General features: G+C 47.9%; 21 protein-coding genes and 1 tRNA gene. 1 reads left to right on the plus strand and 21 read right to left on the minus strand.

Annotated elements, in window-relative coordinates; all coding sequences use genetic code 11:
- Positions 1-4 precede the first annotated feature (4 nt).
- The 11 genes from AC2CG4_RS18635 to ftsH form a co-directional block, all read right to left on the minus strand.
- Positions 5-1,459: a restriction endonuclease subunit S gene (locus tag AC2CG4_RS18635; protein WP_484487699.1), complete on the minus strand. Its 1,455-nt coding sequence runs from the start codon at positions 1,457-1,459 to the stop codon at positions 5-7.
- Positions 1,456-3,132, minus strand: a complete 1,677-nt coding sequence (locus tag AC2CG4_RS18640) for a class I SAM-dependent DNA methyltransferase (protein ID WP_484487700.1) — start codon at positions 3,130-3,132, stop codon at positions 1,456-1,458. Before AC2CG4_RS18640 ends, AC2CG4_RS18635 begins: the two co-directional genes overlap by 4 nt.
- Before the next feature lie 15 nt (positions 3,133-3,147).
- Complete coding sequence (locus AC2CG4_RS18645) at positions 3,148-4,224, minus strand: Fic family protein (RefSeq protein ID WP_484487701.1); 1,077 nt, start codon at positions 4,222-4,224, stop codon at positions 3,148-3,150.
- A 238-nt stretch (positions 4,225-4,462) separates the two neighbouring features.
- Positions 4,463-7,462, minus strand: coding sequence for a type I restriction-modification system endonuclease (gene hsdR, locus AC2CG4_RS18650; protein ID WP_484487745.1), 3,000 nt, complete (start codon positions 7,460-7,462; stop codon positions 4,463-4,465).
- Between the two features lie 12 nt (positions 7,463-7,474).
- On the minus strand, positions 7,475-7,972 hold the full coding sequence (locus tag AC2CG4_RS18655) for a DUF4145 domain-containing protein (RefSeq protein ID WP_484487702.1): 498 nt from the start codon (positions 7,970-7,972) through the stop codon (positions 7,475-7,477).
- Positions 7,973-8,235: 263 nt separating this feature from the next.
- Positions 8,236-8,320, minus strand: a tRNA-Leu gene (locus tag AC2CG4_RS18660).
- A gap of 13 nt (positions 8,321-8,333) precedes the next feature.
- Positions 8,334-8,747 carry a preprotein translocase subunit SecG gene (gene secG, locus AC2CG4_RS18665; protein WP_062063211.1) on the minus strand — a complete coding sequence of 138 codons (414 nt, stop codon included), beginning with the start codon at positions 8,745-8,747 and terminating at the stop codon, positions 8,334-8,336.
- 40 nt (positions 8,748-8,787) lie between these two features.
- Positions 8,788-9,549 (minus strand): triose-phosphate isomerase, encoded by a 762-nt coding sequence (gene tpiA / locus AC2CG4_RS18670; protein ID WP_484487703.1) that lies wholly within the window; start codon positions 9,547-9,549, stop codon positions 8,788-8,790.
- Between the two features lie 218 nt (positions 9,550-9,767).
- Positions 9,768-11,105, minus strand: coding sequence for a phosphoglucosamine mutase (gene glmM / locus AC2CG4_RS18675; RefSeq protein WP_062063213.1), 1,338 nt, complete (start codon positions 11,103-11,105; stop codon positions 9,768-9,770).
- 34 nt (positions 11,106-11,139) lie between these two features.
- Positions 11,140-11,994, minus strand: a complete 855-nt coding sequence (folP, locus tag AC2CG4_RS18680; protein WP_484487704.1) for a dihydropteroate synthase — start codon at positions 11,992-11,994, stop codon at positions 11,140-11,142.
- 101 nt (positions 11,995-12,095) lie between these two features.
- Positions 12,096-14,003: an ATP-dependent zinc metalloprotease FtsH gene (gene ftsH / locus AC2CG4_RS18685; RefSeq protein ID WP_062063216.1), complete on the minus strand. Its 1,908-nt coding sequence runs from the start codon at positions 14,001-14,003 to the stop codon at positions 12,096-12,098.
- A 399-nt stretch (positions 14,004-14,402) separates the two neighbouring features.
- Here ftsH and AC2CG4_RS18690 point away from each other — a divergent pair, with 399 nt between their 5' ends.
- Positions 14,403-14,705 carry a YhbY family RNA-binding protein gene (locus AC2CG4_RS18690; RefSeq protein WP_484487705.1) on the plus strand — a complete coding sequence of 101 codons (303 nt, stop codon included), beginning with the start codon at positions 14,403-14,405 and terminating at the stop codon, positions 14,703-14,705.
- 82 nt (positions 14,706-14,787) lie between these two features.
- Here AC2CG4_RS18690 and greA read toward each other — a convergent pair whose 3' ends face one another.
- From greA to ribH, 10 genes are all read right to left on the minus strand, one after another.
- Positions 14,788-15,267 carry a transcription elongation factor GreA gene (gene greA, locus AC2CG4_RS18695; protein WP_062063220.1) on the minus strand — a complete coding sequence of 160 codons (480 nt, stop codon included), beginning with the start codon at positions 15,265-15,267 and terminating at the stop codon, positions 14,788-14,790.
- A 9-nt stretch (positions 15,268-15,276) separates the two neighbouring features.
- Positions 15,277-18,498 carry a carbamoyl-phosphate synthase large subunit gene (gene carB, locus AC2CG4_RS18700; protein ID WP_484487706.1) on the minus strand — a complete coding sequence of 1,074 codons (3,222 nt, stop codon included), beginning with the start codon at positions 18,496-18,498 and terminating at the stop codon, positions 15,277-15,279.
- Positions 18,499-18,509: 11 nt separating this feature from the next.
- On the minus strand, positions 18,510-19,667 hold the full coding sequence (carA, locus tag AC2CG4_RS18705) for a glutamine-hydrolyzing carbamoyl-phosphate synthase small subunit (protein ID WP_484487707.1): 1,158 nt from the start codon (positions 19,665-19,667) through the stop codon (positions 18,510-18,512).
- A gap of 399 nt (positions 19,668-20,066) precedes the next feature.
- A complete protein-coding gene (locus AC2CG4_RS18710) occupies positions 20,067-20,975 on the minus strand; it encodes a DUF808 domain-containing protein (RefSeq protein ID WP_484487708.1) in 909 nt (302 codons plus the stop codon).
- A 30-nt stretch (positions 20,976-21,005) separates the two neighbouring features.
- Complete coding sequence (gene dapB, locus AC2CG4_RS18715; RefSeq protein ID WP_484487709.1) at positions 21,006-21,809, minus strand: 4-hydroxy-tetrahydrodipicolinate reductase; 804 nt, start codon at positions 21,807-21,809, stop codon at positions 21,006-21,008.
- Between the two features lie 28 nt (positions 21,810-21,837).
- On the minus strand, positions 21,838-22,440 hold the full coding sequence (ribA, locus tag AC2CG4_RS18720; protein WP_484487710.1) for a GTP cyclohydrolase II: 603 nt from the start codon (positions 22,438-22,440) through the stop codon (positions 21,838-21,840).
- A 2-nt stretch (positions 22,441-22,442) separates the two neighbouring features.
- The gene (locus tag AC2CG4_RS18725) at positions 22,443-22,922 is read right to left on the minus strand and encodes a phosphatidylglycerophosphatase A family protein (protein WP_484487711.1); all 480 of its coding nucleotides are present in this window, start codon (positions 22,920-22,922) and stop codon (positions 22,443-22,445) included.
- Positions 22,923-22,924: 2 nt separating this feature from the next.
- On the minus strand, positions 22,925-23,890 hold the full coding sequence (thiL, locus tag AC2CG4_RS18730; RefSeq protein WP_484487712.1) for a thiamine-phosphate kinase: 966 nt from the start codon (positions 23,888-23,890) through the stop codon (positions 22,925-22,927).
- Positions 23,891-23,957: 67 nt separating this feature from the next.
- The gene (nusB, locus tag AC2CG4_RS18735; protein ID WP_484487713.1) at positions 23,958-24,446 is read right to left on the minus strand and encodes a transcription antitermination factor NusB; all 489 of its coding nucleotides are present in this window, start codon (positions 24,444-24,446) and stop codon (positions 23,958-23,960) included.
- Between the two features lie 96 nt (positions 24,447-24,542).
- Complete coding sequence (ribH, locus tag AC2CG4_RS18740) at positions 24,543-25,013, minus strand: 6,7-dimethyl-8-ribityllumazine synthase (protein ID WP_484487714.1); 471 nt, start codon at positions 25,011-25,013, stop codon at positions 24,543-24,545.
- Positions 25,014-25,141: the final 128 nt, after the last annotated feature.

The following is a 25,141-nucleotide window of genomic DNA, read 5'->3' on the forward strand; positions in this document are numbered from 1 at the left end:
AAACTTAGCGTTTAGCAGCCACGGCAGCTTTTTTCCCGCCCTTCTTAACCACTGTTTCCCGCTCCGCCTTAATCCTCTCCAACAACGCTGCTGCGGAATTTTCGCCAGAAATTAATTCCGGGTTCTGCGCGCGCCAGTCGGCGGTGAGTTCACCGCGAAAGGCTTTGGCTAAAACACTTTGCGTTAAATGATTCACCCGCGCCTGCGCGTCTTTTACGCGCTGTTCGATTTGATCGGCGTAGGCGAAGAGTTGTTCTACGCGGCGGACGATTTCAGTTTGTTCTTCGAGTGGGGGTAAAGGAAATGGCAAGCCTTGAACAGTTGCTTTATTTAACGCCTGCTGATTATTTCCTGAGCCAACTCTTCTGGTTTCTTCATATTGTTTTGTTAAATAAAAATATAAATACATTGAACTCGCGTAATCCTCTGGAACACGCAAAGCAGCCGTATTTTGATTGTGACAGGCTTCAATATCTAAAATACCAACTTGGCCACGTGTTTTTCCTTGGCCAATCATGGCCAGCATTACTGTGCCCTTAGGATGGACTGTTGTGGATGCTGACTTTAATCCTTCTTCTGTGATTTTTTCCTTTGTAGATTTTATTCTGCAAAATGACACTTCAGAACTACTAACCCAGTTAACCTCGCCACCCCAATAACTTTTCTCTGCTCTACTCGGAGTTGCGCCTACATGAACATCGAAAACATAGCCAATTTGGGTACTTATCCAACTTTCTGGCAGTTCCTCTGAAGGATTTTCAAGTGCGGGAATTACAGGAGGCTTAAATTTTTTATTTTTTATTTTGTAAAATTCTGCCCAATATTCACCAATTTCTTTCAATAGATTATTTTTGATTGGAGTTTCATTGATACCCCTCCACTCCTCCGTCAACCTCCCACTAACCGCAGCGGCGAGCACTGATTGGCGGAAGCGTTTTAAGATGTTGGAGATCGCGTCGAGGCGGTTTTTTAGGATGTCTACCTGCGAGAGAAGTTCATCGAGTTTTTGGGCGATTTGTTGTTGTTCGGCGAGGGGGGCCACGGGAATTTCAATATTATCCAAGTTCCCTTTCGTTAACTTAGGCTGTGCCGAACCAGTTACATACGGAGTTAGATCAATTGAATTTACAAAAGAAGCCAAGTATTTACTCGGAACACCAGCCAAGCATCTCAAAGCATGAGCATGGTTATTTACCCAAAACTTCCCTTTAACAATGAAAGCTAAATCTTTTGATTTGCTTAATAAGTTGGCCCCATCTTCACCAATTAAAACGTGTTCACCTTCATGCGTATAATTGTTTAACGCATCAATTTGGCCTGTTGCCCCATAGTATGGATACTCCCCTTTTATCGAAGCTCGCTCACTCAAAGAAACGGGTTTTCTTGAACCGTTAACGTTCAATACGAAATCAGCAATTGATGAATATGCCCAGCCCTCCGGCAACCTAAACTCACTCACACCTTCACCCCATCACCCAAACCCAACACTTCCGCCAACAAATCTTTCTGCACCTTCGCCTGATCCCCCGCGCCCAATGCCGCGAGCAAACCATCTAACTCTCTTAAGGCTTCCGTTAATTCACTCATGGCTTCCGCTGCCAATACATCCGGCTCTGGCAAACTGGCGGCGTCTACAGAGTCGTTGTCTTTTAACCATGAAATATCGAGCGAGTCGCCTTTGGTGTCGCGGATGTAATCGCGGGTGAAATTTCGCAGGCGGGAATTTTCCGGTGTTCTTTCAACATCATCGGCCATCCATGCGAAGTCGCATAATGTAGGCTGGTGCTGAGCTTGCGATGCCCAACACTGGCTGGGCGAAGTGGTTGCGGGAAGATCGGATTGTTGGGCATCGCTACGCTCAGCCCAACCTACGGAGTGCAAAAGTTCGTAACAGGCCTCAAAGGGTTTTAAATGTTGTTCACCAAATGGCGTGCGTTTGCCGAAGCTTGGCATGTTGGTGCGCAGGTCGTACCCCCACACATTTTGTGTGCAGCCTTCTTCTTGTTTGGGGTTTTGTGCGGTGCCTTTGGTAAAGAACAGCACGTTAGTTTTTACACCAGCGGCGTAAAAAATACCGGTGGGTAAACGCAAAATAGTGTGCAGATTACATTTATCCATTAAGTCGCGGCGAATGTCTGTGCCCTGCCCAGCTTCAAATAACACGTTATCTGGTAATACCACTGCCGCGCGGCCACCGGGTTTTAGGGTACGATAAATATGCTGCAAAAAAGCAAGTTGTTTGTTGCTGGTTTTGTAGGTTAAATCGTCGCGCGTAATGCTGGCTTCACCGCCCTTGGCGGTGCCAAAAGGTGGGTTCGCGAGGACTACATCCACCTTATCTAAACTTTTGCCGCTATCACCCAGGGCATTACCCAAATGCACTACGCCTTCGTCATCGCCTTCCATGCCGTGGAGCAAACAATTCATTAACGCAAGGCGGCGGGTACTGGGTACTAATTCCACGCCGATGAAGGCGTTATTTAATTGAAACTCTTTTTGTTTTTGGGTGAGGTCAAATAAATTGTCGGTGTTGTCTTTAATGTATTTATCGGCAGCAATTAAAAAGCCTGCGGTGCCTGCGGCCGGGTCTTGAATGGTTTCACCCGCTTGCGGTTTGATGCAACGAACGATGCTGTCGATAAGTGCTCTTGGAGTGAAATATTGCCCCGCGCCGGATTTAGTTTCGTTGGCGTTTTTTTCTAACAGGCCTTCATACAAATCACCCAAGCCGTCTTTTTGCGCGCTAAACCAATCGATGCCATCCAGCGTTTTAATTAATTGTTCCAAATGGCGCGGTTCGCGCAGACGGGTTTGGGCATCGTTATAAATCGCAAGGATTAACGGATCAGTGACTACCGGTTTACCTTCCAAATCTTTACCGGTGGACAGTGTGAGTAAAATGCGTTTGTAGTCGTTTAATAAATTTAAACCGGATTTCGCATTCAAATCGCCCCAGCGGCAACCCTCAGGCAATTTGTGTTTATTAAGTAAACCTGCTTCGGTATTTTCAAACTCCATTTTTATAAATAGAAGCAAGACTAATTCGGTCACGTAATCGCTGTAGTTAATGCCGTCATCGCGCAGCACGTCGCACAGATTCCAGAGTTTTTGGACTATATCGTTGTTGGTCATGTGATTCTCAATTGTTTACGCAGTAAATAGCGCGAATAAGGGTTGGTTAATGTAGTAGTTGGCTCGGCCAATTTTTTCTTTTTTAATTAGCTCAATGGCCACTAGCTGCTCTAAATATTTGGTTGCTGTTAAGCGGCTCACCTGCAAATCATTCATCACAAATTCTATTTTTGTGTAGGGGTGGCTAAACAAGTTATTTAACAGTTCTTGGCTGTAAATTTTTGGCAGTTGCTCGCGCATAGTATTTTTATAGTCTTGCATAAGCGATTTAATGGCTTTGACTAATTCAATGGTTTCCTGCGCCGTTTGAACTACGCCCTCCAACATGTAGAGCACCCAGGCTTCCCAGTTATTGGTTTCGCGCACGGCTTGTAGTTGCCGGTAGTATTCCGATTTGGTGTTAATTAAGTAACGGCTGAGATACAAAATGGGTAAATCCAATAAGCCTTGGGCAACCAGGTAGAGCATATTGATGATGCGCCCCGTGCGGCCATTGCCATCGTAAAAGGGATGAATGCTTTCAAATTGATGATGAATCAATGCCATTTTTACCAAGGGGTCTGCATCACATAACTCATTGTCGTTTATATAGCTCACCAGATTTTGCATTAGGTGCTCTATATCGGCTGGGTGTTGTGGCGGCGTATAAACCACTTTCCCCGTTAATGCATTTTTTAACTCTGTACCCGGCAGCTTGCGAAATCCGGCGTTATTTTTTTCTAAGGTTTGCTGCACAAAGAGTATGTCTGCCAAACGAATAAGTCCTGATGTGCGCACAGAAACAAAGCCTTCGCGCAGCGCGACTGCGTAGTCTTGAACCTCCTTAGCGGCAGGATTCACAGGCATGTCGTTAAATAGCTCTGCTTTGTACATTTCATCGTGTGTGGTGACGATGTTTTCAATCGCCGAGCTGTGCTTGGCTTCTTGTAGCGACAAGGTGCTGATTAAAATCGCTTCATTAGGGATGGTACTGCCGACACCTTTCAGCTCTGCCAGGTAACGGTTAGCCTCAGCCACTTTCTTAAGCACGGCGCGAGTCTCAATTTGGGCTATATCGGCAAAAGGTAGTTCGCACAGGGGGAAACTAGTCATTTAGTGGGGCCTATTTTGGACGCCATGTATAAAAATGGCATTTCTCTATGTATATCCGGGCCATTATGTATAGAAAATCGTAAAAATCTATACATATCAGTAGCTATATGTATAGAAAACCTAAAAAAATATACATATCAGGATCGTCATGTATAGAAAATGGGGTTTTATGAACATGTAGAAGCTTACAGGTACAAAAAAACCATTTTCTATACCTGCTGCCTTTCGCCCTAGGGGACTAGCCAGCCTCACCCCAAAGCCCATCTGCCAAGGTGTTTAGCACCTCATCCAGTTGGTTATTGAGTAGCTTATCTACTCGCTTGGCACCGCCCTCTTGCGCAAAGGCAGTATTGACGAAGTTGTGATCAATAATGACTTCATGCACTAACTGCTTACCTAAACGCTCAAGGCATTTTCGCTGCGGGGGCAACCACAAGTGTGAGGCGAGGATTTTTTGCAGCGCATTGTTTACACGCTGATCAAAGGGGATCAATGGCTCACCTAATGCCGCTTGGCGAATATGACCAATAATGCTGGCGGCGATTTCCTGATTGGTGCTGTTGCGCCATGCGGCTTTGAGTTTGGTCTCGCTGTAGCCGTTGTTATCCAACAGCACTTTGATTTCTTTGAGTTGTTCGCGGGTTAGGTCTTTGGGTTTGTTCACCACTACCGCCAGTGCTGCCGACTGGTTGATATTGTTTTTAATAAAGTCATTAAAGCTGAGCAAATAGTCAGCGGGCTTTTCATGCACACCAAAGTTTTGCTCACGCGCAATAAACTCGTCGCGCCCTTCATAAATAATCGGCCTATGTTCACTGCCCAGAATAAACTTCACTTCATCGACTGATTTGATAAAACCGTTGTTGCGGCGCATAAATTCCGCCGCTTGGCGTGGACCTAATTCTTGTAAATGCTGATGCAATTTTTGCGGTGCAACACCCCAAAGGTTTTCCAATTCATCCAGCTTTTGCTTCAGCTCCGGCTTTGATTCTGCCGCTTTATTCGCTTTACGCATTACTCGCATCACTTTTTGGCCAAGCTCTGCTAATACATCTTGCGCATGACTGGTTTCGGCTTGCACACCGGGTGCATTTAAACCCTTTTCAAGCGTATCGGGATTAGTCAGTTCATCAACCAATTGTTCCAGCGTGATATTCGGGTCGCGTACCAGCGGCCTCATAGTGCTGACAGCTTGCAAGGCAGCGTATATATCCACTGGGTCGTAAATTTTAAATACGGTTTTGCCAATATCATCGGCACGGCGTGTGGCACGGCCAATCATTTGCTCGTACAAAATGCGTGATTTAACCCGGCGCAGAAAAACCAAATGGCAAATTTTTGGAACATCTATACCCGTTGTTAACAAATCCACGGTAATGGCGATATTGGGGTAACGTTCGTTTTTATAGTTGCGAATTAACTGATCTACCTTGTCGCTTTTGCCAGTAATTTTACGCACGGCGGCTTCGCTGTAGCTGCCGTTGTGAATTTCTTTAAAGGCTTCATCTAACAGGCGTTTAACCATATCGGCATGTAAATCGGTCGCACAAAAGATCATGGTTTTTTCATCGCCAAAAGGATCTAACTCTTTGGCTAATTGCGCGCAAATAACTTGGTTAAATCCTTCGGTAATGACTTTGCGATTAAACGCTTCCACATCAAAATTGATTTCATCCTCCAGCAAGGCGGATTCAATTTCGCCTGTGTAGGTATTGATCGCACTGACCGCCGAACCTTTATCAAGCTTAATGCCATTTTTGCTCAATAAGGTTTCATAGCGAATCGGCGGTTCATGGTCGATTAGCCAATCGTCGGCCACAGCTTCACGGTATGAATAGGTATAAACGGGTTTACCGAAAATCTCGCTGGTATGTTTTGCAGGTGTGGCAGTTAATCCGATTTTAACTGCATCAAAATAATCTAGTACGCGGCGATAACTGGAAAGATATTGCGCAGCATCGCGCGTGGCTAATTCGCCCTCAGTCATTTCCTGGTCAAGGGTATAACCACGGTGAGCTTCGTCTACGATGATGCAATCGTAGGCATCAATAGTGGGTGGGTTGTCAGAGGCGAATAAGCGTTTCACCATCGCCTGCACGGTAGCCACTTGAACACGGGTTTCCGCTTCAGCAGCCATATCACCTAATTCGGCGATGTTATAAATCGAGGAGAGGGTTTTATTTTCTTCAAGCTTGGCTTCTTTAAAGGAATCCAATGCCTGATTTCCTAAGGCCGTGCGATCCACCAAAAACAAAATGCGTTTAAACCGTTCAGCTTTTAGGAAGCGATAAATCAAACCGATAATGGTGCGGGTCTTTCCGGTACCGGTTGCCATCGCCAGCAGGCAATTACGCTGGTCATTGGCTAGTGCAGATTCAACCGCAACAATCGCTTTTTCTTGATAATCCCGCAGCTTGAGGTAAGCAAAACCTTCTGCTTTTAGTTTTTGTTCAGCAAGTTCACGGCTGCGTTTTAATTTATCTAACAAGCCAGCGGGTGAATGAAATGTTTCGCGCGGCTCTGCAATATTCGATGCTTCGCGCACATCTCTAAACCAGGTGCCGGATTGTTCTTTCAACTGTTTTACAAAAGCGCGGCCATTGCAGGAATAAACAAACGGTATATGAAAATGGCCATCGGCTGCATCTGGCCATGCAATGGTTCTGCCCTGCTCGGCCCAAGCAGGCATCAGCGTTGCATCGGCTTTAAATCCACGCGAATAGCGTTCGGCTTGAGGAATTTTACCGGCGACGTTTTCGTTTTCGCGCTTTGCTTCTACTACGGCAATGGGAATCAGCCCGGCAAACAACACATAGTCTGCGCGTTGCGCCCCTGTTGTGGGCCACTCTGCAATCGCTTTGTTCTTACCTTTTTCAGGACGAGCGCCCTTTTTGTAATCAAGTTCTTGGGTATCAGCTACCCAACCTGCATCAATTAATTGCTGATCAATGATGATCCGGGTCAACTCTTCATTCAGCGTTAATTGTGCACTGGCCTTTTGTGTTTTTTGGCTTACTTGCATTACTTGCTGCTGCAAGACTTTTTGATGTTCAGCTGACTGAAGGGCAAGATCATCTTGTAGCTGTTTTATTCGCGTTTCAAATTCTTGCTGCTGGGCGATAAGTTTATTTTCATTATCTTGGGCAAGCTGTTTGTATTGGCGAGCTTCAGCATCCATCTGCTGTGCGAGTACTTCGTATTCTTCTTTTTCGCGCTGTAATAGTTCTTGCAGCTGAATATTGCCGGATGACTATTGATTCGTTTCTGTTAGCTGGCTTTTTAACTGCTCAATTTGAACCTGCAGCTCGCGCAATTCGATTGAAGGATCTTTAAGGGCTACAAAAGGCGCGGGCTTAAATGCAGCACCTTGTTTACCAAAGGCGCGCTGGTACCAAACCGCCAGCTCACGCGCAGCACTCATCCCGGTGATGGCTTCTTTGTGGTGAGTTTTAAATTTGTGCGTTGCTTTATTACCCTCCACTCTCAATAAGTGGAACAGCTCCAGCACATTAGGCTCTAGGCGAATCTCATGGCGAATCTGCTGCAGCAATTCCAGCTGAGCGGTACGGTCATCAAAACGGATATTGCAACGAACAGCCAAATCCTGAGCAATAGCTTCACCCAGTTGGCGCAGCTTAATCAGCGTAGTGTTAGGATCGCTGATAAAAGAACGCTCAGCCGCTGCCGCGAGCTGCACGAAAACGGGATCGTGTTCTTGAAGAAAATCAAAATTGGTCGTATCGGCCATGCTTCCTACTCGGCTGCTGCAGTTCTTATTAGAGCAGGATACTAACCAAGTTGGGCGCCAAAGACCACTACTCGGTATTACACAGAAAGCAGGTAAGAAAGCCTTATTTTTCCTGACCTCCGCACTTTTTTAATACCCCATTTTGTGTCCCCAAATAGAAGTAACTTCTATTGGTCATTATAGAGCGTTAGGAACGCCAGATAGCAAAAAGCCCCGATTTACGGGGCTTTAGGGATGTTTTGGGAAGTCATCAAACTTTCTTTTGGTGCCCTGGGCCGGACTCGAACCGGCACAGCATTCGCCACTACGACCTCAACATAGCGTGTCTACCAATTCCACCACCGGGGCATTAACCTTTAAATTACTCTTTCTTTTCTTCTGGTTGCGCGGCTACATCGTCAGCAGCTGGAGCAACTTGCGATTCTACAGCAGGAACATCCGATACAGTAGCGGCTGGCACTTCACTCGCAGGAACGTCAGAAGCTGAGGGAACTTCTTGTTGCTGCGCAGCTGGGATAACCAAACCTTGTGTTGCTACTTTAGAATGATTTTTTGCAATAATCGCCAAACCAAAACTAGTGCAAAAAAATACGGTGGCGATTATCCAGGTCGCGCGAGTAAAAAAGTTACCGCTACCTTCACTGCCGAATACAGTTTGCGAAGCGCCAGCGCCAAACGATGCACCGGCTGCTGCGCCTTTACCTTGTTGCAATAAAATCAAGCCTATAATGACTAATGCAGCAAGCGAATGAACAATAAGTACTAATTTTTCCATTACGAATTTCTCTTAAGCGCTTAGTGCTTGGCTGGTGAAATTAATCTGCAGCCTTACAGATTGCTAAAAACTCGTCAGCGTCTAAAGATGCACCGCCGAGTAAGGCACCGTCTATATCAGGCAATGCAAATAACTGCTGTGCATTGTGCGCCTTAACGCTACCACCGTATAAAATTCTCACTTCGCTAGCCAATTCTTCTAGCTGTGCACGCATGAAACGATGCACCTCTTCTGCCTGTTCTGGCGTGGCTGTCTTACCTGTACCCACTGCCCATACAGGCTCATAAGCAAGCACTGCATGTTTAAATACTGCTTTGCCTGTATGTGCAAAAACTGCACTGAGCTGTCGACTAATCGTTTCTAAATGGCGCCCCTGCTCACGGTCCTGCAAGGATTCGCCTACACAAAGTATCGGAATCAAACCAGCTCTCTGCACAGCGATAAATTGGCGAGCAACTTGCTCATCCGTTTCACCCTGCATTCGGCGGCGCTCATTGTGACCAATTATTACAAATTTGCAATCCAAATCTGCAAGCATTGATCCAGAAATTTCACCTGTATAAGCACCTTTATCATGCTCACTAACAGTTTGCGCGCCCAACAATATTGTCGAACCAGCCAACAATCTATTGGCGTGCATCAAATATGGAAAGGGCGGACAAATAACAACTTCAGCACTGTGCTCGCCTTGCCAACCTGCCACTACCTTGGCCAACAACTCTGCATTTTCACGCAGATTTCCATTCATTTTCCAGTTGCCAACCACCAGTTGGCGACGCTTGGCGTTACTTGCTTTGTTCAACAGCAATACCTCCCCCAAAGCGGGCGCCAATGTTAGCTAAGATGATTTCAACATACAACCGAATCTTCGCTTACACCCTGATTTTTATCTGTTTTTTTGTGCGCTCACCGATATTTCTGCACAAGTCACGCACTGCCTGAATACAAAACATGCACCTCGACCAGTTTTCAAACGCGGATCTTAATTGTATTTTTAACTGATAGACATGCCTTGTGGCATTAGGCAAGCGCGGCTTCTACAGTTGCCGCCAACTCCTGGGCGAGCTCTTTAACTTGATTCTTGTCTTCCCCCTCAACCATAACCCTTACAACAGGTTCAGTGCCTGATGGCCGCAAAAGCACCCGCCCTGTTCCTGCAAGCTTGTCTTCTGTTAGTTTTACTGCCTTTTGCACAACATCGTTACTGCTTAAATCTACACGCTTGGCCATGTGCACATTGATCATGACCTGAGGCAACTTATTCATCGCTTTCTTGATGCGATGCAATGAGTCCCCCATAGTAGTAACAGCCAATAAAACTTGAAGTGCAGAGATAATGCCGTCACCTGTAGTAGTTACATTGCTGCAAACAATATGGCCTGAGTTTTCACCACCCAAACGCCAACCGTTACTGCGCATCATTTCGATCACATAGCGATCACCCACTTTGGCGCGCGCAAAAGGAACATTCAGTTTTTTAAGACCCAACTCAAAACCAAAGTTACTCATCAAAGTGCCAACAACACCATCACAACCGCCTGCATATTCCTGCTGATAGGCGGCGATAATGTAGAGTAATTCATCACCATCAACCAACTCACCCTTGTGATCCACAAATACGACACGATCGCCATCGCCATCAAATGCGATGCCAATATCCGCACCTAATTCCACTACTTTTTCTTGCAGCGCTTCCGGTTTGGTTGAACCACAACTGCGATTAATATTGGTGCCATTGGGCTCAACAAACAGCGAAGTAACATGTGCGCCCAACTCGGTAAATACATCGGGGGCGATGTTATAGGTCGCACCATTAGCGCAATCCAAAACGATATGCATGCCCTTGAGGTTAAACCCCCAAGGCATTGTCCCTTTACAGAATTCAATGTAGCGTCCCGACGCATCGGCAATCCGGCGCGCCTTGCCCAGTTTTTCGCCGGTAAACATGGGCTTTTCCAGCTGCGCTTCGATTAGTGTTTCCAACTCATCGGGAAGCTTGCTGCCGTTACCACCGAAAAATTTAATGCCGTTGTCGACATAACTATTATGCGACGCGCTGATGACTATACCTGCCTGTGCCTTGAAGGTACGGGTGAGATAAGCGACACCAGGCGTAGGCATTGGGCCCAACAAACCAACATCAACACCCGCATTAATCAACCCGGCCTGCAAGGCAGATTCAAACATATAGCCCGAAATACGCGTATCTTTGCCGATCAGAATCATATTTTGGCCATCAAAACGATCCTTGAGCACGCAGCCTGCAGCCCAACCTAACTTGAGCATAAAATCCGGGGTGATTGGCGCTTCACCGACCAAACCACGAATACCATCAGTACCAAAATACTTGCGCGACATAATGCCTTACTCCGCTAACAATAATTACGCTGGGCTATTCAGCCACAGCGGCGAAAACCTTTAACACATCGACCGTGGCAGCGACATCATGCACACGAATAATGGCAGCACCGCGCTGCGCGGCAAGCAATGCCAGCGCCAAACTACCCGGCAAACGCTCATCGACCGCGCGATCAAGCAACTGCGCCACCATCGATTTACGCGACATGCCCACCAATAACGGGCAGCCTAACTCACCCAACTCGGGCAAACGCCGCAAAAGCGCGAGATTATGCGCGAGTGTCTTACCAAAGCCAAATCCGGGATCAAGAAGGATTCGCTCCAAAGGAATAGCATGCGCATGGCAATCAGCGATGCGCCCGCGCAAAAAATTACTCACTTCTGCGATGACATCACTGTAATGAGGATTTTGCTGCATATTATCTGGCTGCCCCTGCATATGCATAAGGCAAACAGGCAAACCCGTGGCGGCAGCTGCGGCCAGCGCCCCTTCTCTTTGCAATGCACGCACATCATTAATCAGACTCGCGCCCGCTTTAGCGGACTCAGTGATCACACTCGCTGTGCTTGTATCAACTGAAACCAAAGCACCAAGCCTATCAACCAGCGCGGATACCACGGGAACCACGCGATCCAACTCTTCTTGCTCGGACACAGCGACCGCACCAGGGCGGGTCGACTCGCCACCCACATCAATGATCTTCGCTCCTTCATCCAACATCTGCTCAGCACGGCGAACAACAAGGTCTAACGAGAGCGTATTACCCGAGTAATAACTGCCGCCATCTGAAAAAGAATCGGGCGTGGCATTCAAAATTCCCATCACCACCGGGCGAGAAATATCCAGTAGATGCTGGCCGCAAATAAGTGAGGATGGAGGAAATTGCATATATACCCTGAGCGTTTCGAATGCTTTTTTAAAACCTTGCGAGGAATAAAACAACAACCCCGAGCAAGCTCGGGGTTGTTGTTGATATTCAACGCAAATACTTAATGAGTATTTGCTGGTCCGCCAATAGGACCCGCTGGGTTTTCACCCGGAACATCTTTATCGCGCAGATGACTATTGAAGTCATCATCATTCCACTCACGCGGCGGGCGCACTTTGCGGCGAGCCATTAAGTCAGCTACTTGATCAGAGTCGATAGTTTCATATTCCATCAACGCATCTTTCATCGCCTCAAGGATATCGCGGTTATCTTCCAGGATTTTTGTTGCACGCGCATAACATTCATTAATAATACGGCGAACTTCTTCGTCGATTTGCTTGGATGTCTCACCAGAATATTGCTGCGTTGCCATGCCCGGATAAGCGCCCTCTTCTTCACCATAGTGAAGTGGGCCCAACTTAGCCGACAAACCCCATTTAGTCACCATATTGCGCGCCAAGCTTGTTGCGCGCTCAATATCGTTAGAAGCGCCAGTGGTAACGCCATCCAAGCCCAATGTCATCTCTTCCGCGATTCGACCGCCAAAAAGACTGCACAAGCTGGATTCTAGGGCGCGTTTGCTGTAGCTGTACTTATCCTCTTCGGGTAAATAGTGCGTTACACCCAAAGCCCGGCCACGGGGAATAATCGAGACTTTATGCACGGGATCATGCTCTGGCACCATACAGCCAATAATGGCGTGACCAGCTTCATGGTAAGCAGTATTTTCTTTCTCTTTTTCGCTCATCACCATAGATTTGCGCTCGGCGCCCATCATGATTTTATCGCGCGCTTTTTCAAAATCTTCCATGGTGACCAAACGCTTGTTGCCGCGTGCAGCCATCAACGCCGCTTCGTTGACGAGGTTAGCCAATTCAGCACCAGAAAAACCTGGTGTTCCCCGAGCAATAACCGACGCACTAACACGCTCATCGATAGGCACTTTGCGCATGTGAACTTTAAGGATTTGCTCGCGACCGCGAATGTCGGGCAAACCAACATAAACCTGACGGTCAAAACGACCCGGGCGCAGCAAGGCCTTGTCCAATACATCAGCGCGGTTAGTTGCTGCGATAATAATGACGCCATCATTGCCCTCAAAACCATCCATCTCAACCAGTAATTGGTTCAGGGTTTGCTCGCGCTCGTCGTGACCACCACCATGACCGCCCCCGCGATGACGACCGACAGCATCGATCTCATCGATAAAAATAATGCACGGTGCCTGCTTTTTAGCCTGTTCAAACATGTCGCGCACACGGCTTGCACCAACACCGACAAACATTTCAACAAAATCAGAACCGGAAATAGAAAAGAAAGGCACCTTAGCTTCACCCGCAATTGCTTTTGCCAGCAAGGTTTTACCGGTACCCGGAGGGCCAACCATTAAGACGCCACGAGGGATTTGACCACCCAAGCGCTGGAATTTAGTGGGGTCGCGCAAGTACTGCACCAGCTCTTGCACTTCTTCCTTGGCTTCATCGACACCAGCCACATCGGCAAAGGTGGTTTTGATTTGGTCTTCACCAAGCAGGCGCGCTTTGCTTTTACCAAAGCTCATGGGGCCACCCTTACCACCTGCACCACCCTGCATCTGACGCATAAAGAACCAGAATACGGCGATAATGATCAAGATCGGGAAGCTGGCCACCAGTAGCTGATTAAGTAAGCTTGGCTGTTCAATTTCGCGCCCTTTGATCACCACATTGTGGTTATAAAGATCGTCAATTAACTTGGGGTCTTGAACCTGTGGGCGAATAGTCTTGAAGGTAGAGTTGTCTCTGTTAACACCCTCAATAACCAAACCATCGATAGTCACTTCCTGCACTCGATCATCGCGCACACTGGAAATAAAATCGGAATAATTGAGCGTGTTGCTAGCCGATTGCTTGTTAAAGCCCTCAAAAACACTGAAGAGGACAACGGCAATGACCAGCCAGAGCACGAGATTCTTGGTTATATCGTTCAAGGAAAATTCCTCACAGTTACATCAAATTGTTAATGGCTAGCAACTAAAATGCCCGATCTATAAACAGGGAAAGGCAGATACTTACACATTCGTCAGCTTAAATCGTCGATTTTTTCACAGCTTAACGCCCTATAACACCCAATCGAACCTTATAGGCGACCATTTATCATCTCGGTATACGAACGCTCAGGATACCTTAGACTAGCGGCCAGACAAAACTATCTATGCCGTTCATTTGGGGGCTCAGTGCACATATTGCAAGTGCAGACAGGTAAAACCGCCCCGAATAGACAATAAAATCAAGCGATACGGGACCCAGTTTGTGGCAATTCCAAACCTCGACACACAGAATGGAGTAGAATGCCGGCCATTATTTCTTCCATTCGTTAAGGTAAGTTTATGCCGATTAACCCAGAGCGTAAAAAACAATTTCGTACCATAGGCCACAAGCTTAATCCCATCGTCACTATTGCAGGCAATGGTTTGAGCGATGGGGTTCTTGCTGAACTCAATCGCGCACTGGACGACCATGAGCTGATCAAGGTGAAACTGGCTATTGCCGAGCGCGAAGAGCGCAAAGAAGTTGTCGCTGAGCTTGTTGCACTGCCCAATGTTGAACTGATTCAGGAAATTGGCAAAGTAGTTTTACTCTATCGCCACAATAAAAGAGCCAACCCAAAACTGTCTAATATCCAGCGCTAATCGATACATCTCATTTAAGCGCCCATAAAAAAACCGCCATGTTCAATGGCGGTTTTTTTATGGGAGATGCTCACTACATCGACTAGATATGTTCAACCTTATCGATTTCGTAATCCACATCGCCACCAGGTGCTCTAACCACAACTACATCACCCTCCTCTTTACCCACCAACGCGCGCGCGATAGGTGAGTTCACCGAGATCTTATTGGCTTTCACGTCAGCCTCATCGTCACCCACAATTTGATAGGTGACAGATTGATCGGTATCCAAGTTGATAATAGTAACCGTAGTGCCAAAAATCACTTTGCCGGTATGAGGAATCTTGGTCACATCAATGATTTGCGCATTGCTGAGTTTGCCCTCGATTTCCTGAATGCGACCTTCACAGAAACTCTGCTGCTCGCGCGCAGCAGAGTATTCGGCGTTTTCTTTCAAATCGCCATGGGCACGCGCCTCGGCAATCGCGTTGACGATGCGCGGGCGCTGTACTTTTTTCAGGTCTTCCAATTCCAGCGCTAATTTTTCAGCGCCTTGATTCGTCATGGGGAACTTAGTACTCATGGACAATCCTTATTTATTCAGTCGCAGATGTAAATCCTGCAAGCGGCGAACTTCAATATGTTGACCCTGTTTCAGCGCCATACAAACTGCCTGACTGGCAGCCAGTGTGGTGTTGTAATAAACACGGTGATTTTCGGCACTGCGGCGAATCGATGATGAATCACGCGTAGCCTGACGCCCTTCTACGGTATTAAGGATTAAGTCGATCTCATCGTTCTTGATCATATCCACAATATGCGGACGACCTTCTTGAACCTTGTTGACAACTTGCACACTCAAGCCAGCAGATTCCAATACTGCAGCAGTGCCGCGTGTTGCTACCAATTTAAAGCCGAGTTCGGCAAGATCTTTACCAACACCCACAATGCCATCTTTATCCATATCCCGCACACTCAGGAACGCGGTACCGGTTTCAGGAATGCGGTTGCTAGCACCCAGCTGTGATTTGCCATAGGCTTCACCGAAGGTATCGCCCACACCCATCACTTCACCGGTGGATTTCATTTCTGGCCCGAGGATCGGGTCAACTGCCGGGAATTTATTGAATGGGAATACCGCCTCTTTCACACTGAAATAGGTTGGGATAATTTCTTTGGTGAAGCCCTGCTGCGCCAATGACATGCCCGCCTGACAGCGCGCAGCCACTTTTGCCAAAGAAACACCAATACACTTGGAAACAAACGGCACCGTGCGCGATGCACGCGGGTTCACTTCGATAACGTAAATCTTGCCATCTTGATAAGCGAGCTGGGTGTTCATCAAACCGATCACACCCAATTCAATTGCCATTTGTTTAACTTGCTCGCGCATTGCATCTTGCACATCTGCTGGCAGCGAGTAAGGCGGCAGTGAACAAGCTGAGTCACCTGAGTGAACACCACACTGTTCAATATGCTGCATGATGCCGCCGATCACTACTTGCTGACCGTCAGACACAGAATCTATATCTACCTCAATCGCGTTATTGAGGAAGTGATCGAGCAATACCGGTGCATCTTCCGATACTTGTACTGCGGTGCGCATGTAGGTGCGCAACTCTTCTTCTTTATATACGATTTCCATCGCACGGCCACCCAACACATAGGACGGGCGAACCACTAATGGATAGCCAACTTTGTCAGCCGCAAGCAATGCTTCTTCGAGTGAACGCACAATCGCGTTAGGCGGCTGCAACAGACCCAGTTTGTGGATCATTTGTTGGAAGCGCTCACGGTCTTCGGCTTTATCGATTGCATCCGGGCTGGTACCGATAATCGGCACACCTTCGGCTTCCAGCGCGCGCGCCAACTTCAGCGGCGTCTGGCCACCGAACTGCACAATCACACCAACCGGTTTTTCTTTGTGGACAATTTCCAATACATCTTCAAGTGTTACTGGCTCGAAGAACAAACGGTCAGAAGTGTCGTAGTCGGTTGAAACGGTTTCAGGGTTACAGTTAACCATAATGGTTTCGTAACCGTCTTCGCGCATCGCCAGTGCCGCATGTACACAGCAGTAATCGAATTCGATACCCTGACCGATACGGTTTGGACCACCACCGATAACCAGAATTTTTTTCTTATCGCTCGGATTCGCTTCGCACTCTTCTTCGTAAGTCGAATACATGTACGCCGTTGAGGTAGCAAATTCCGCGGCACAAGTATCCACACGCTTATAGACCGGACGAATACTTAAACCTTGACGATAGTGACGCACTTCTTTTTCGGTTGCACCGAGCAAGAGCGCTAAACGCTTATCGGAAAAACCTTTGCGCTTGAGCTGGAATAATTTGTCTGCATCCAAATCAGTTAATGATTTACCGCGCAGCGACAATTCCAAATCAATCAGTTCTTTAACTTGCACCAAGAACCAAGGATCAATTTTAGAGAGATTAAAGGCGTCGTTAACACTCATGCCCATACGGAAAGCATCGCCGACATACCAGATACGCTCAGCGCCAGCGGTAGTCAATTCGCGGCGAACTTTTGCGGCGCCTTCTTCGGTAGTGAAATCCACTTTGGATTCAAAACCGGCAGAGCCAACTTCCAAACCGCGCAGGGCTTTTTGTAAGGATTCCTGGAAGGTGCGACCGATTGCCATCACCTCACCTACGGACTTCATTTGTGTAGTTAAACGCGCATCGGCATCGCCAAACTTTTCAAAGGTGAAGCGCGGTACTTTTGTTACCACGTAATCGATTGATGGTTCAAACGAAGCCGGTGTTGCACCGCCGGTAATTTCGTTTTGCAATTCATCTAGGGTATAACCCACGGCCAATTTCGCGGCGATTTTTGCAATCGGGAAACCGGTAGCTTTTGAAGCCAGTGCCGATGAACGCGATACACGCGGATTCATCTCGATCACCACCATACGGCCATCAACCGGGTTCACCGCAAATTGCACGTTAGAACCGCCAGTTTCCACGCCGATTTCACGCAATACCGCAATCGATGCATTACGCATGATTTGGTATTCCTTGTCGGTCAGGGTTTGCGCTGGCGCAACAGTAATCGAATCACCGGTGTGAACGCCCATCGGATCAAAGTTTTCAATCGAGCAGACGATGATGCAGTTGTCGTTTTTGTCGCGCACCACTTCCATCTCGTACTCTTTCCAGCCGAGCAGAGATTCGTCGATCAACAATTCGTTGGTGGGGGAAAGGTCCAAACCGCGGGTACAAATTTCTTCAAACTCATCCCAGTTGTAAGCGATGCCGCCACCTGAGCCACCCATAGTGAATGACGGGCGGATAATGCAGGGGAAGCCAAATTCTTTTGGCGCTTCTTTGGCTTCTTCCAAACTGTGAACGATTTTGGCGCGCGCGCAGGAGAGGCCGATACGCTTCATCGCCTGATCAAACAGGTTGCGGTCTTCCGCCATGTTGATGGCTTCTTCTTTCGCGCCGATCAACTCCACATTGTATTTTTCCAGCACACCGTTTTTGGCCAGTGCCAAGGCGCAGTTCAATGCGGTTTGCCCACCCATGGTGGGCAGGATTACATCGGGGCGCTCTTTTTCGATGATCTTGGCAACGGTTTGCCATTCAATCGGTTCGATATAGGTTGCATCCGCCATGGCCGGATCGGTCATGATGGTGGCTGGGTTAGAGTTAACCAGAATGACGCGGTAACCCTCTTCACGCAGGGCCTTACAGGCTTGGGCGCCAGAGTAGTCAAACTCACAGGCCTGACCGATTACAATCGGGCCAGCGCCGAGAATCAAAATACTGTTTATGTCTGTACGTTTTGGCATGTCGGCTCCGATTAAGACTTGCGGGCTTGCATCAATTCAATAAAGTGGTCAAACAGGATGTCGGCCTCATGTGGACCAGGGCTCGCTTCGGGGTGCCCCTGGAAGCTGAACGCAGGTTTATCCGTGCGGTGAATACCCTGCAGAGAACCATCGAACAGCGACTTATGGGTCGCCTTAAGATTGGAGGGCAAGCTGGATTCTTCAACCGCAAAACCGTGGTTTTGCGCGGTGATCATGACCCGCTTGGTGGCCAGATCCTGTACCGGATGGTTGCCACCGTGGTGGCCAAACTTCATCTTGATAGTCTTGGCACCCGAGGCTAGCGCCAAGAGTTGGTGACCAAGGCAAATACCAAATACAGGGATGTCGGTTTCCAAAATGGTTTTAATTGCTTCGATGGCATAGGTACAAGGCTCAGGATCGCCAGGGCCATTGGAGAGGAAAACACCGCCTGGGTTCATTGCCAACACATCGGCTGCGGGCGTTTTTGCAGGCACTACAATCAATTCGCAGTCGCGATCCGCGAGCATACGCAAAATGTTGCGCTTAACGCCGTAGTCGTAAGCTACGACTTTGAATTTTTTCGCACCGGTCAAGGTTTTATGCCCTTCACCCAGCGCCCAGGTACTTTCATTCCACTGATAGGATTCACTTACGGTGACTTCTTTGGCGAGATCCAGGCCTTTCAACCCGCCAAAGGCTTTAGCAGCAGCAAGCGCCTTGGCTTCATCTATGTCATCGCCGGCCATCAGGCAGCCATTTTGAGCGCCCTTATCGCGCAGGATACGGGTCAAGCGACGGGTATCTATATCGGCAATGCCAATCACATTGCGTGCTTTAAGGTAATCCGAAAGGCTTTCTTGATTGCGGAAACTGCTCGCTAACAGCGGAAGATCGCGAATCACCAAACCGGTTGCCCAGATGCGCTCGCATTCTTCGTCTTCGCTATTAGTACCGGTATTACCGATGTGGGGATAAGTGAGGGTAACAATTTGCTGTGCGTAGGATGGATCGGTAAGGATTTCCTGATAACCGGTGATTGCGGTATTAAATACCACCTCACCTACCGATAAACCTTCAGCACCAATTGCGGTACCACGGAAAACACTACCGTCGGCAAGAACCAAAATGGCCTTCTTCGGGGCAGGAAGGGATTCCTGAGTAGTCAAAACAACCTCCTGAGCTGGTTGGGTTTTGGCTTGGAGAACACCGGCAGTCACAAACCCTGCGGGATACCCTTAAAGCAAGCTAATAAATCGTTGTAGGTTCGTCATCCAAATCGCACAGACGTTCAGTTTTTTCAGGCTCAAAAAAACGGTCGCATTGACACTTATAAAGTGGACAGCGCGATAAGTTATTGAGTACAAAGGCAAAATTGATCTGACTGTAAAACGTTTGGTTGTAAAAAAGCGAGATGAAACTCTGATCTCATCTCGCCTTTTTATGTTCTTGTGCGAACCGTTTTGTATTCTTGTGCAGAGCCGTTTCAGGCGGCCGCAATCTGACCGCGAATTCTACGGGAGTCGCCCGCGACTGTCCAATGGATATTGCCCTAATTCAGCTCGACATTAGCTTTTGCGAAATAACTTTGTAGCCAAGGTTACTACTGCCAACACCAATGCCCCAATTACCACCCCGACGCCAGCATTTAATAGTGACGATGTAAGCCAGCCCACCGGCTCAGTTGCAACAGCAATATGCTCAATCGCGTGATGAATAACAGGAATGTTGTGCGTCACAATACCGCCACCCACCATAAACATAGCCGCAGTACCGACAACAGAGAGCAGTTTCATTAAACGTGGCGCAGCCGCCAATAATATGTTGCCGAAAAATTGGGCGACAGCGCCTGATTTTTCGCACAGATGCAGGCCTATATCATCCAACTTTACGATTAAGGCTACAAAACCGTAGACACCTACCGTCATAAGCACGGCAATAGTGACCACCACTGTGGCTTGCTGCGCAAAAGTGGCCGCCGCTACCGAGCCAAGTGCAATCACAATAATTTCAGCTGAGAGAATAAAATCTGTGCGTATGGCGCCTTTGATTTTTTCTTTTTCAAACGCAACCATATCGACTTCAGGATTGACTACCGCTGCAATTAATTCGCGGTGATGAGCGGTATCTTCAGCACTGTAGTGAAGATATTTGTGTGCTAGTTTTTCAAACCCTTCAAAGCATAAATAGGCGCCACCGACCATCAACAGGGGAACAATTAACCAGGGAATAAATGCGCTAATCAGTAATGCGGCTGGAACCAGAATGACTTTATTCAGCATCGAACCTTTGGCAACCGCCCAGACTACCGGCAACTCACGCTCGGCGCGTACACCGGCAACTTGCTGCGCGTTGAGAGCTAAATCATCGCCCAATACACCCGCCGTTTTTTTTGCGGCCACTTTCGTCATGACCGCCACGTCATCAAGCACAGTGGCGATATCATCAATCAACATTAATAAACTGGAGCCAGCCATTATCAAATCCCTGCATGTTTTTGAAAATAATTAACGCAAGCCCAAAACGTCCTGCATATCAAACAATCCAGTCTTTTGCTGCTGCAACCAGACCGCCGCACGCACGGCGCCATTGGCGAATGCCAAACGGCTGGAAGCTTTGTGGGTAATTTCCACGCGCTCGCCATCGGCCATAAACATCACCGTGTGGTCGCCCACTACATCGCCGCCGCGCACAGTGGCGAACCCAATGGTATCGCGCGGGCGCGCACCGATTTGCCCTTCGCGGCCATACACGGCTACCTTCTCCAAATCACGCTCCAGCGCATTCGCGAGTACTTCGCCCATACGCACGGCGGTGCCTGAAGGCGAATCAACTTTATGACGGTGATGGGCCTCATAGACTTCTACATCGTATTCATCGCCTAACACACGCGCGGCGAGATCCAATAATTTAAAACACAAATTCACGCCGGTAGAAAAGTTCGCTGAGAGCAATAAAGGAATTTGTGTTTGATAGGCGAGCAGCTCGGCTTTTTCGCTTGCGCTAAAACCGGTAGTGCCAATCACTATAGGCTTATTGTGCGCGGCGCAAATTTTTACGTGATCAAGTGTCGCCTGCGGTGAACTGAAATCAATTAACACATCGAACTGATCAATCATTGCGGCGATGTTATCGACCAGTGTGATACCAAGTTTGCCCACATTGCCCAGCTCACCGGCATCTACACCAATCAGTGAGCTGCCGGCGCGCACAGTTGCGGCACCCAATGTGGTTTGTGGATTTTTTTGCGTAGCTTCAATCAGCGCCTTACCCATTCGGCCTGCGGCACCGGCAATTGCTATTCTTGTCATGGTCTTCATCTCAAAAAAATACTGGAAGTTATTCGTCGTCTTCACTGTTAAATAAGTGGCCGAGTTTACCTTTTTTGGTTTCAAGGTATTTGGCATTGTGGGGATTGCGACCGGTTTGATGCGGGATGCGTTCCACCACATTAATACCCATATCCTGCAACGCTTTTACTTTGCGCGGATTATTGGTGAGCAGTTTCAATGCTTTGATATCGAGATGTTCAAGCATGGGCTTAAGAATCGAGTAATCGCGCATGTCTGCGCCAAAACCTAATTGTTCATTGGCCTCAACTGTATCGGCACCCTGGTCTTGCAGATTGTAGGCCTTGATTTTATTCAGCAACCCAATACCGCGCCCTTCCTGACGCAAGTAAAATATAACGCCGCGCCCTACTACCGAAATTTTGTGCATGGCCGCTTGCAATTGCGGGCCGCAGTCGCAGCGCATACTGAATAGTGCATCTCCGGTCAAACACTCGGAATGTACGCGCGCGAGCAATGGCTCTCCATCACTCAAATCCCCCATCGTCAGCACCACGTGTTCTTTATCTGTTTCATCATCACTGAAACCGTGCATGGTGAACATGCCAAATGGCGTAGGTAATTTGGTAGATTCCACAAAGCGAATAGTCACGACTACCTCACAAAAAACGCAATCAGCTGCAGGACTAGCAGCGCATAAATTCCAGCAAGCACATCATCGATCATAATGCCGAATCCGCCGTGAACTTTTTTATCCAGCCAATTAATTGGCCAGGGTTTTACAATATCGAACAAGCGAAATAATACGAAGCCAATCAGGATCCAGATCCAACCGGCGGGCGCCATAAACATGGTAATCCAGAAGCCGACAAATTCATCCCATACAATGCCGCCATGATCATGCACACCCAAGGCTTTAGATGAGCGATCGCACCAGAGCACACCCAATGCAAAGGTAACCAATAGCCAACTTAAATACACCGGCCAGGATATATGTTGCAGCAGTAAAAAAAAGGGAATAGCGGCGAGTGTGCCGAAGGTGCCCGGCGCTTTGGGAGCAAGGCCGCTGCCAAATCCAAATGCAAATAAATGATTGGGATTGGCCAACAACTGTTTAAAGCTGGGTGTATTCATTATTAAAAATGTTGATATCCAGTTTGAGGGAGCGCAAAAGGTTGACCTTCATACTCACAGATGACTTTATTGCCGGCAATCAGCTCGCCGACCACTGTAGCCTGCAATTTTCCCTGTGCGATCAACATGGCGATATCGGCCATTTTTTCCGGCGGCACAGTGAAGCACAGTTCGTAATCATCACCGCCGCTGAGCGCCCACTGATAGGTTTGTGCATCGCTATTTAACGATTTTAACGCAGGCGATAGCGGCAGATTTTCCACATCAATCACCGCACCCAAGTCACTCGCATCACAAATATGTTGCAAGTCGGCCACTAAACCATCAGAAATATCCAACGCACTGCTGGCAAATTCACGTATCAATGCCGATTCAAGCAGGCGCGGCGTTGGGCGATAAAAACGCTCGTGTAAATAGGCCCTGTGCTCATCGGTAAACACTTGTGTGTTTTGGATCGCCGCTAATGCCGCTGCACCATCGCCCAGATAATGAGTGACTAATACAAAATCGCCGATGTTGGCGCCATCGCGACGCAATGTTTGTTGCGGCAGGGTTGCACCCATCACTTGAATGGTGATCGATAAAGGCCCGGATGTAGTATCACCACCCACCAAAACTATGCCGTATTCACGTGCACACTTAAATAAACCGCGGCTAAAACTGCGCAGCCAGTCTTCACTGGCCTCGGGCAAGGTTAATGCGAGTGTAAACCACAATGGCTCAGCGCCCATTGCGGCGAGATCGCTCAAATTCGTTCTGAGCGCGCGCTCGGCAATTAGTTCAGGTTCTGCATCGGCTGGGAAATGAACATCGGCAACCAGCGTATCGACTGATACTGCTAATTGTTTGCCGGCAGGGATTTGCAACAGTGCGCAGTCATCGCCAATGCCCAGCAACACACCTTCCGCAGGCTGTTCAGCTTGCTCGCGTTGGAAAAATTGCTGGATGAGTTGGAATTCGCTGGGCACTGTTACGCCGTTTTAGAAGAGTGAAATATTATTTGAAGTAAGGGGCGATCAACGACCGCCCAACGCATTAACGTGTTTTGCGCTCGGCACTGACTTCCAGCGAACGCAATACCGCCGCGGATTTATCCAGCACACCGTTGATAAATTTGTGGCTGTCTTCTGCCCCAAATTTTTTCGCGAGTGACACAGCTTCGTTAATCACTACTTTGTAGGGCACATCGATACGGAATTTAAATTCGTAGTTGGCAAGGCGCAGCAGCGCGCGCGTAATTGCATCCAACTCCACCAGTGAACGATCGACTAGGAAGGGTTCGTATACCGCATCAAGTTCACTTAAATGCTCAGGCACACCGTGGAGAATATCGTGGAAATATTCCACATCCACTTTGCTCATGTCGTTATCAGTGCGGAATTCCGCTTCGATTGAGTTGAGTGAGTTGCCGGTCATATGCCATTGATACAGCGCTTGCATTGCGTAGTGGCGAGCCATACGGCGAGTTGCAGCGGTGTGGCCTTTTTGCGCGGATGCTCCGGCGTGACCTGAAGGAGTAGTCATGAACAATTACCTGATAAAGAACTTGAATGCCTGCGTGCGCAGGCATGAAATAAAATACTAACTAAAAAATATTTCGCGCGTAAACGTTTAGCGAAATTAGATTTTGCCGAACAAGGAAACCATTTCCAGCGCAGTTGAAGCAGCTTCAACACCTTTGTTACCTGCTTTGGTACCAGAGCGCTCTATAGCTTGTTCGATTGAATCTACCGTCAACACACCAAAGGTTACCGGTACACCGTATTGCAGGGAAACCTGAGCCAAACCTTTAGTACATTCACCGGCGACATAGTCAAAGTGTGGTGTACCGCCGCGAATTACTGCCCCCAGAGCGATGATTGCATCGAATTCTTTTTTCGCAGCAATTTTTTGTGCGGTCAGTGGGAATTCAAATGCGCCGGGCGCGTAATAGATGGTGATGTATTCATCTTTGATACCGTGGCGACGCAAGGTATCCAATGCACCGTCTTTCAAACTTTCCACTACAAAACTATTCCAGCGGCTAACGATCAAGGCGTATTTGCCTGCTGATGCGGAAAAATCACCTTCAACAACTTTGATATTGCTCATGCTATTTTCTCTTTAAGATTTCAAATTTTTAAATTCATTTACCCCCTCCCAACCGCCCCCTTCACATGGGGGAGGAGCCTCACTCCCTACTTGATTTCGGAGCGCGCCCTGCTCCCTCCCTTTTTTAA

The organism is Cellvibrio sp. ATLC23 (assembly GCF_057196725.1).

Coding starts and splice junctions, on each gene's coding strand:
- AC2CG4_RS18640 (WP_484487700.1), bottom strand. CDS start 3,132: ATGACCAACAACGATATAGTCCAAAAACTCTGGAATCTGTGCGACGTG.
- AC2CG4_RS18645 (WP_484487701.1), bottom strand. CDS start 4,224: ATGACTAGTTTCCCCCTGTGCGAACTACCTTTTGCCGATATAGCCCAA.
- AC2CG4_RS18655 (WP_484487702.1), bottom strand. CDS start 7,972: ATGGCCGATACGACCAATTTTGATTTTCTTCAAGAACACGATCCCGTT.
- secG (WP_062063211.1), bottom strand. CDS start 8,747: ATGGAAAAATTAGTACTTATTGTTCATTCGCTTGCTGCATTAGTCATT.
- glmM (WP_062063213.1), bottom strand. CDS start 11,105: ATGTCGCGCAAGTATTTTGGTACTGATGGTATTCGTGGTTTGGTCGGT.
- folP (WP_484487704.1), bottom strand. CDS start 11,994: ATGCAATTTCCTCCATCCTCACTTATTTGCGGCCAGCATCTACTGGAT.
- AC2CG4_RS18690 (WP_484487705.1), top strand. CDS start 14,403: ATGCCGATTAACCCAGAGCGTAAAAAACAATTTCGTACCATAGGCCAC.
- greA (WP_062063220.1), bottom strand. CDS start 15,267: ATGAGTACTAAGTTCCCCATGACGAATCAAGGCGCTGAAAAATTAGCG.
- carB (WP_484487706.1), bottom strand. CDS start 18,498: ATGCCAAAACGTACAGACATAAACAGTATTTTGATTCTCGGCGCTGGC.
- AC2CG4_RS18710 (WP_484487708.1), bottom strand. CDS start 20,975: ATGGCTGGCTCCAGTTTATTAATGTTGATTGATGATATCGCCACTGTG.
- dapB (WP_484487709.1), bottom strand. CDS start 21,809: ATGACAAGAATAGCAATTGCCGGTGCCGCAGGCCGAATGGGTAAGGCG.
- AC2CG4_RS18725 (WP_484487711.1), bottom strand. CDS start 22,922: ATGAATACACCCAGCTTTAAACAGTTGTTGGCCAATCCCAATCATTTA.
- nusB (WP_484487713.1), bottom strand. CDS start 24,446: ATGACTACTCCTTCAGGTCACGCCGGAGCATCCGCGCAAAAAGGCCAC.
- ribH (WP_484487714.1), bottom strand. CDS start 25,013: ATGAGCAATATCAAAGTTGTTGAAGGTGATTTTTCCGCATCAGCAGGC.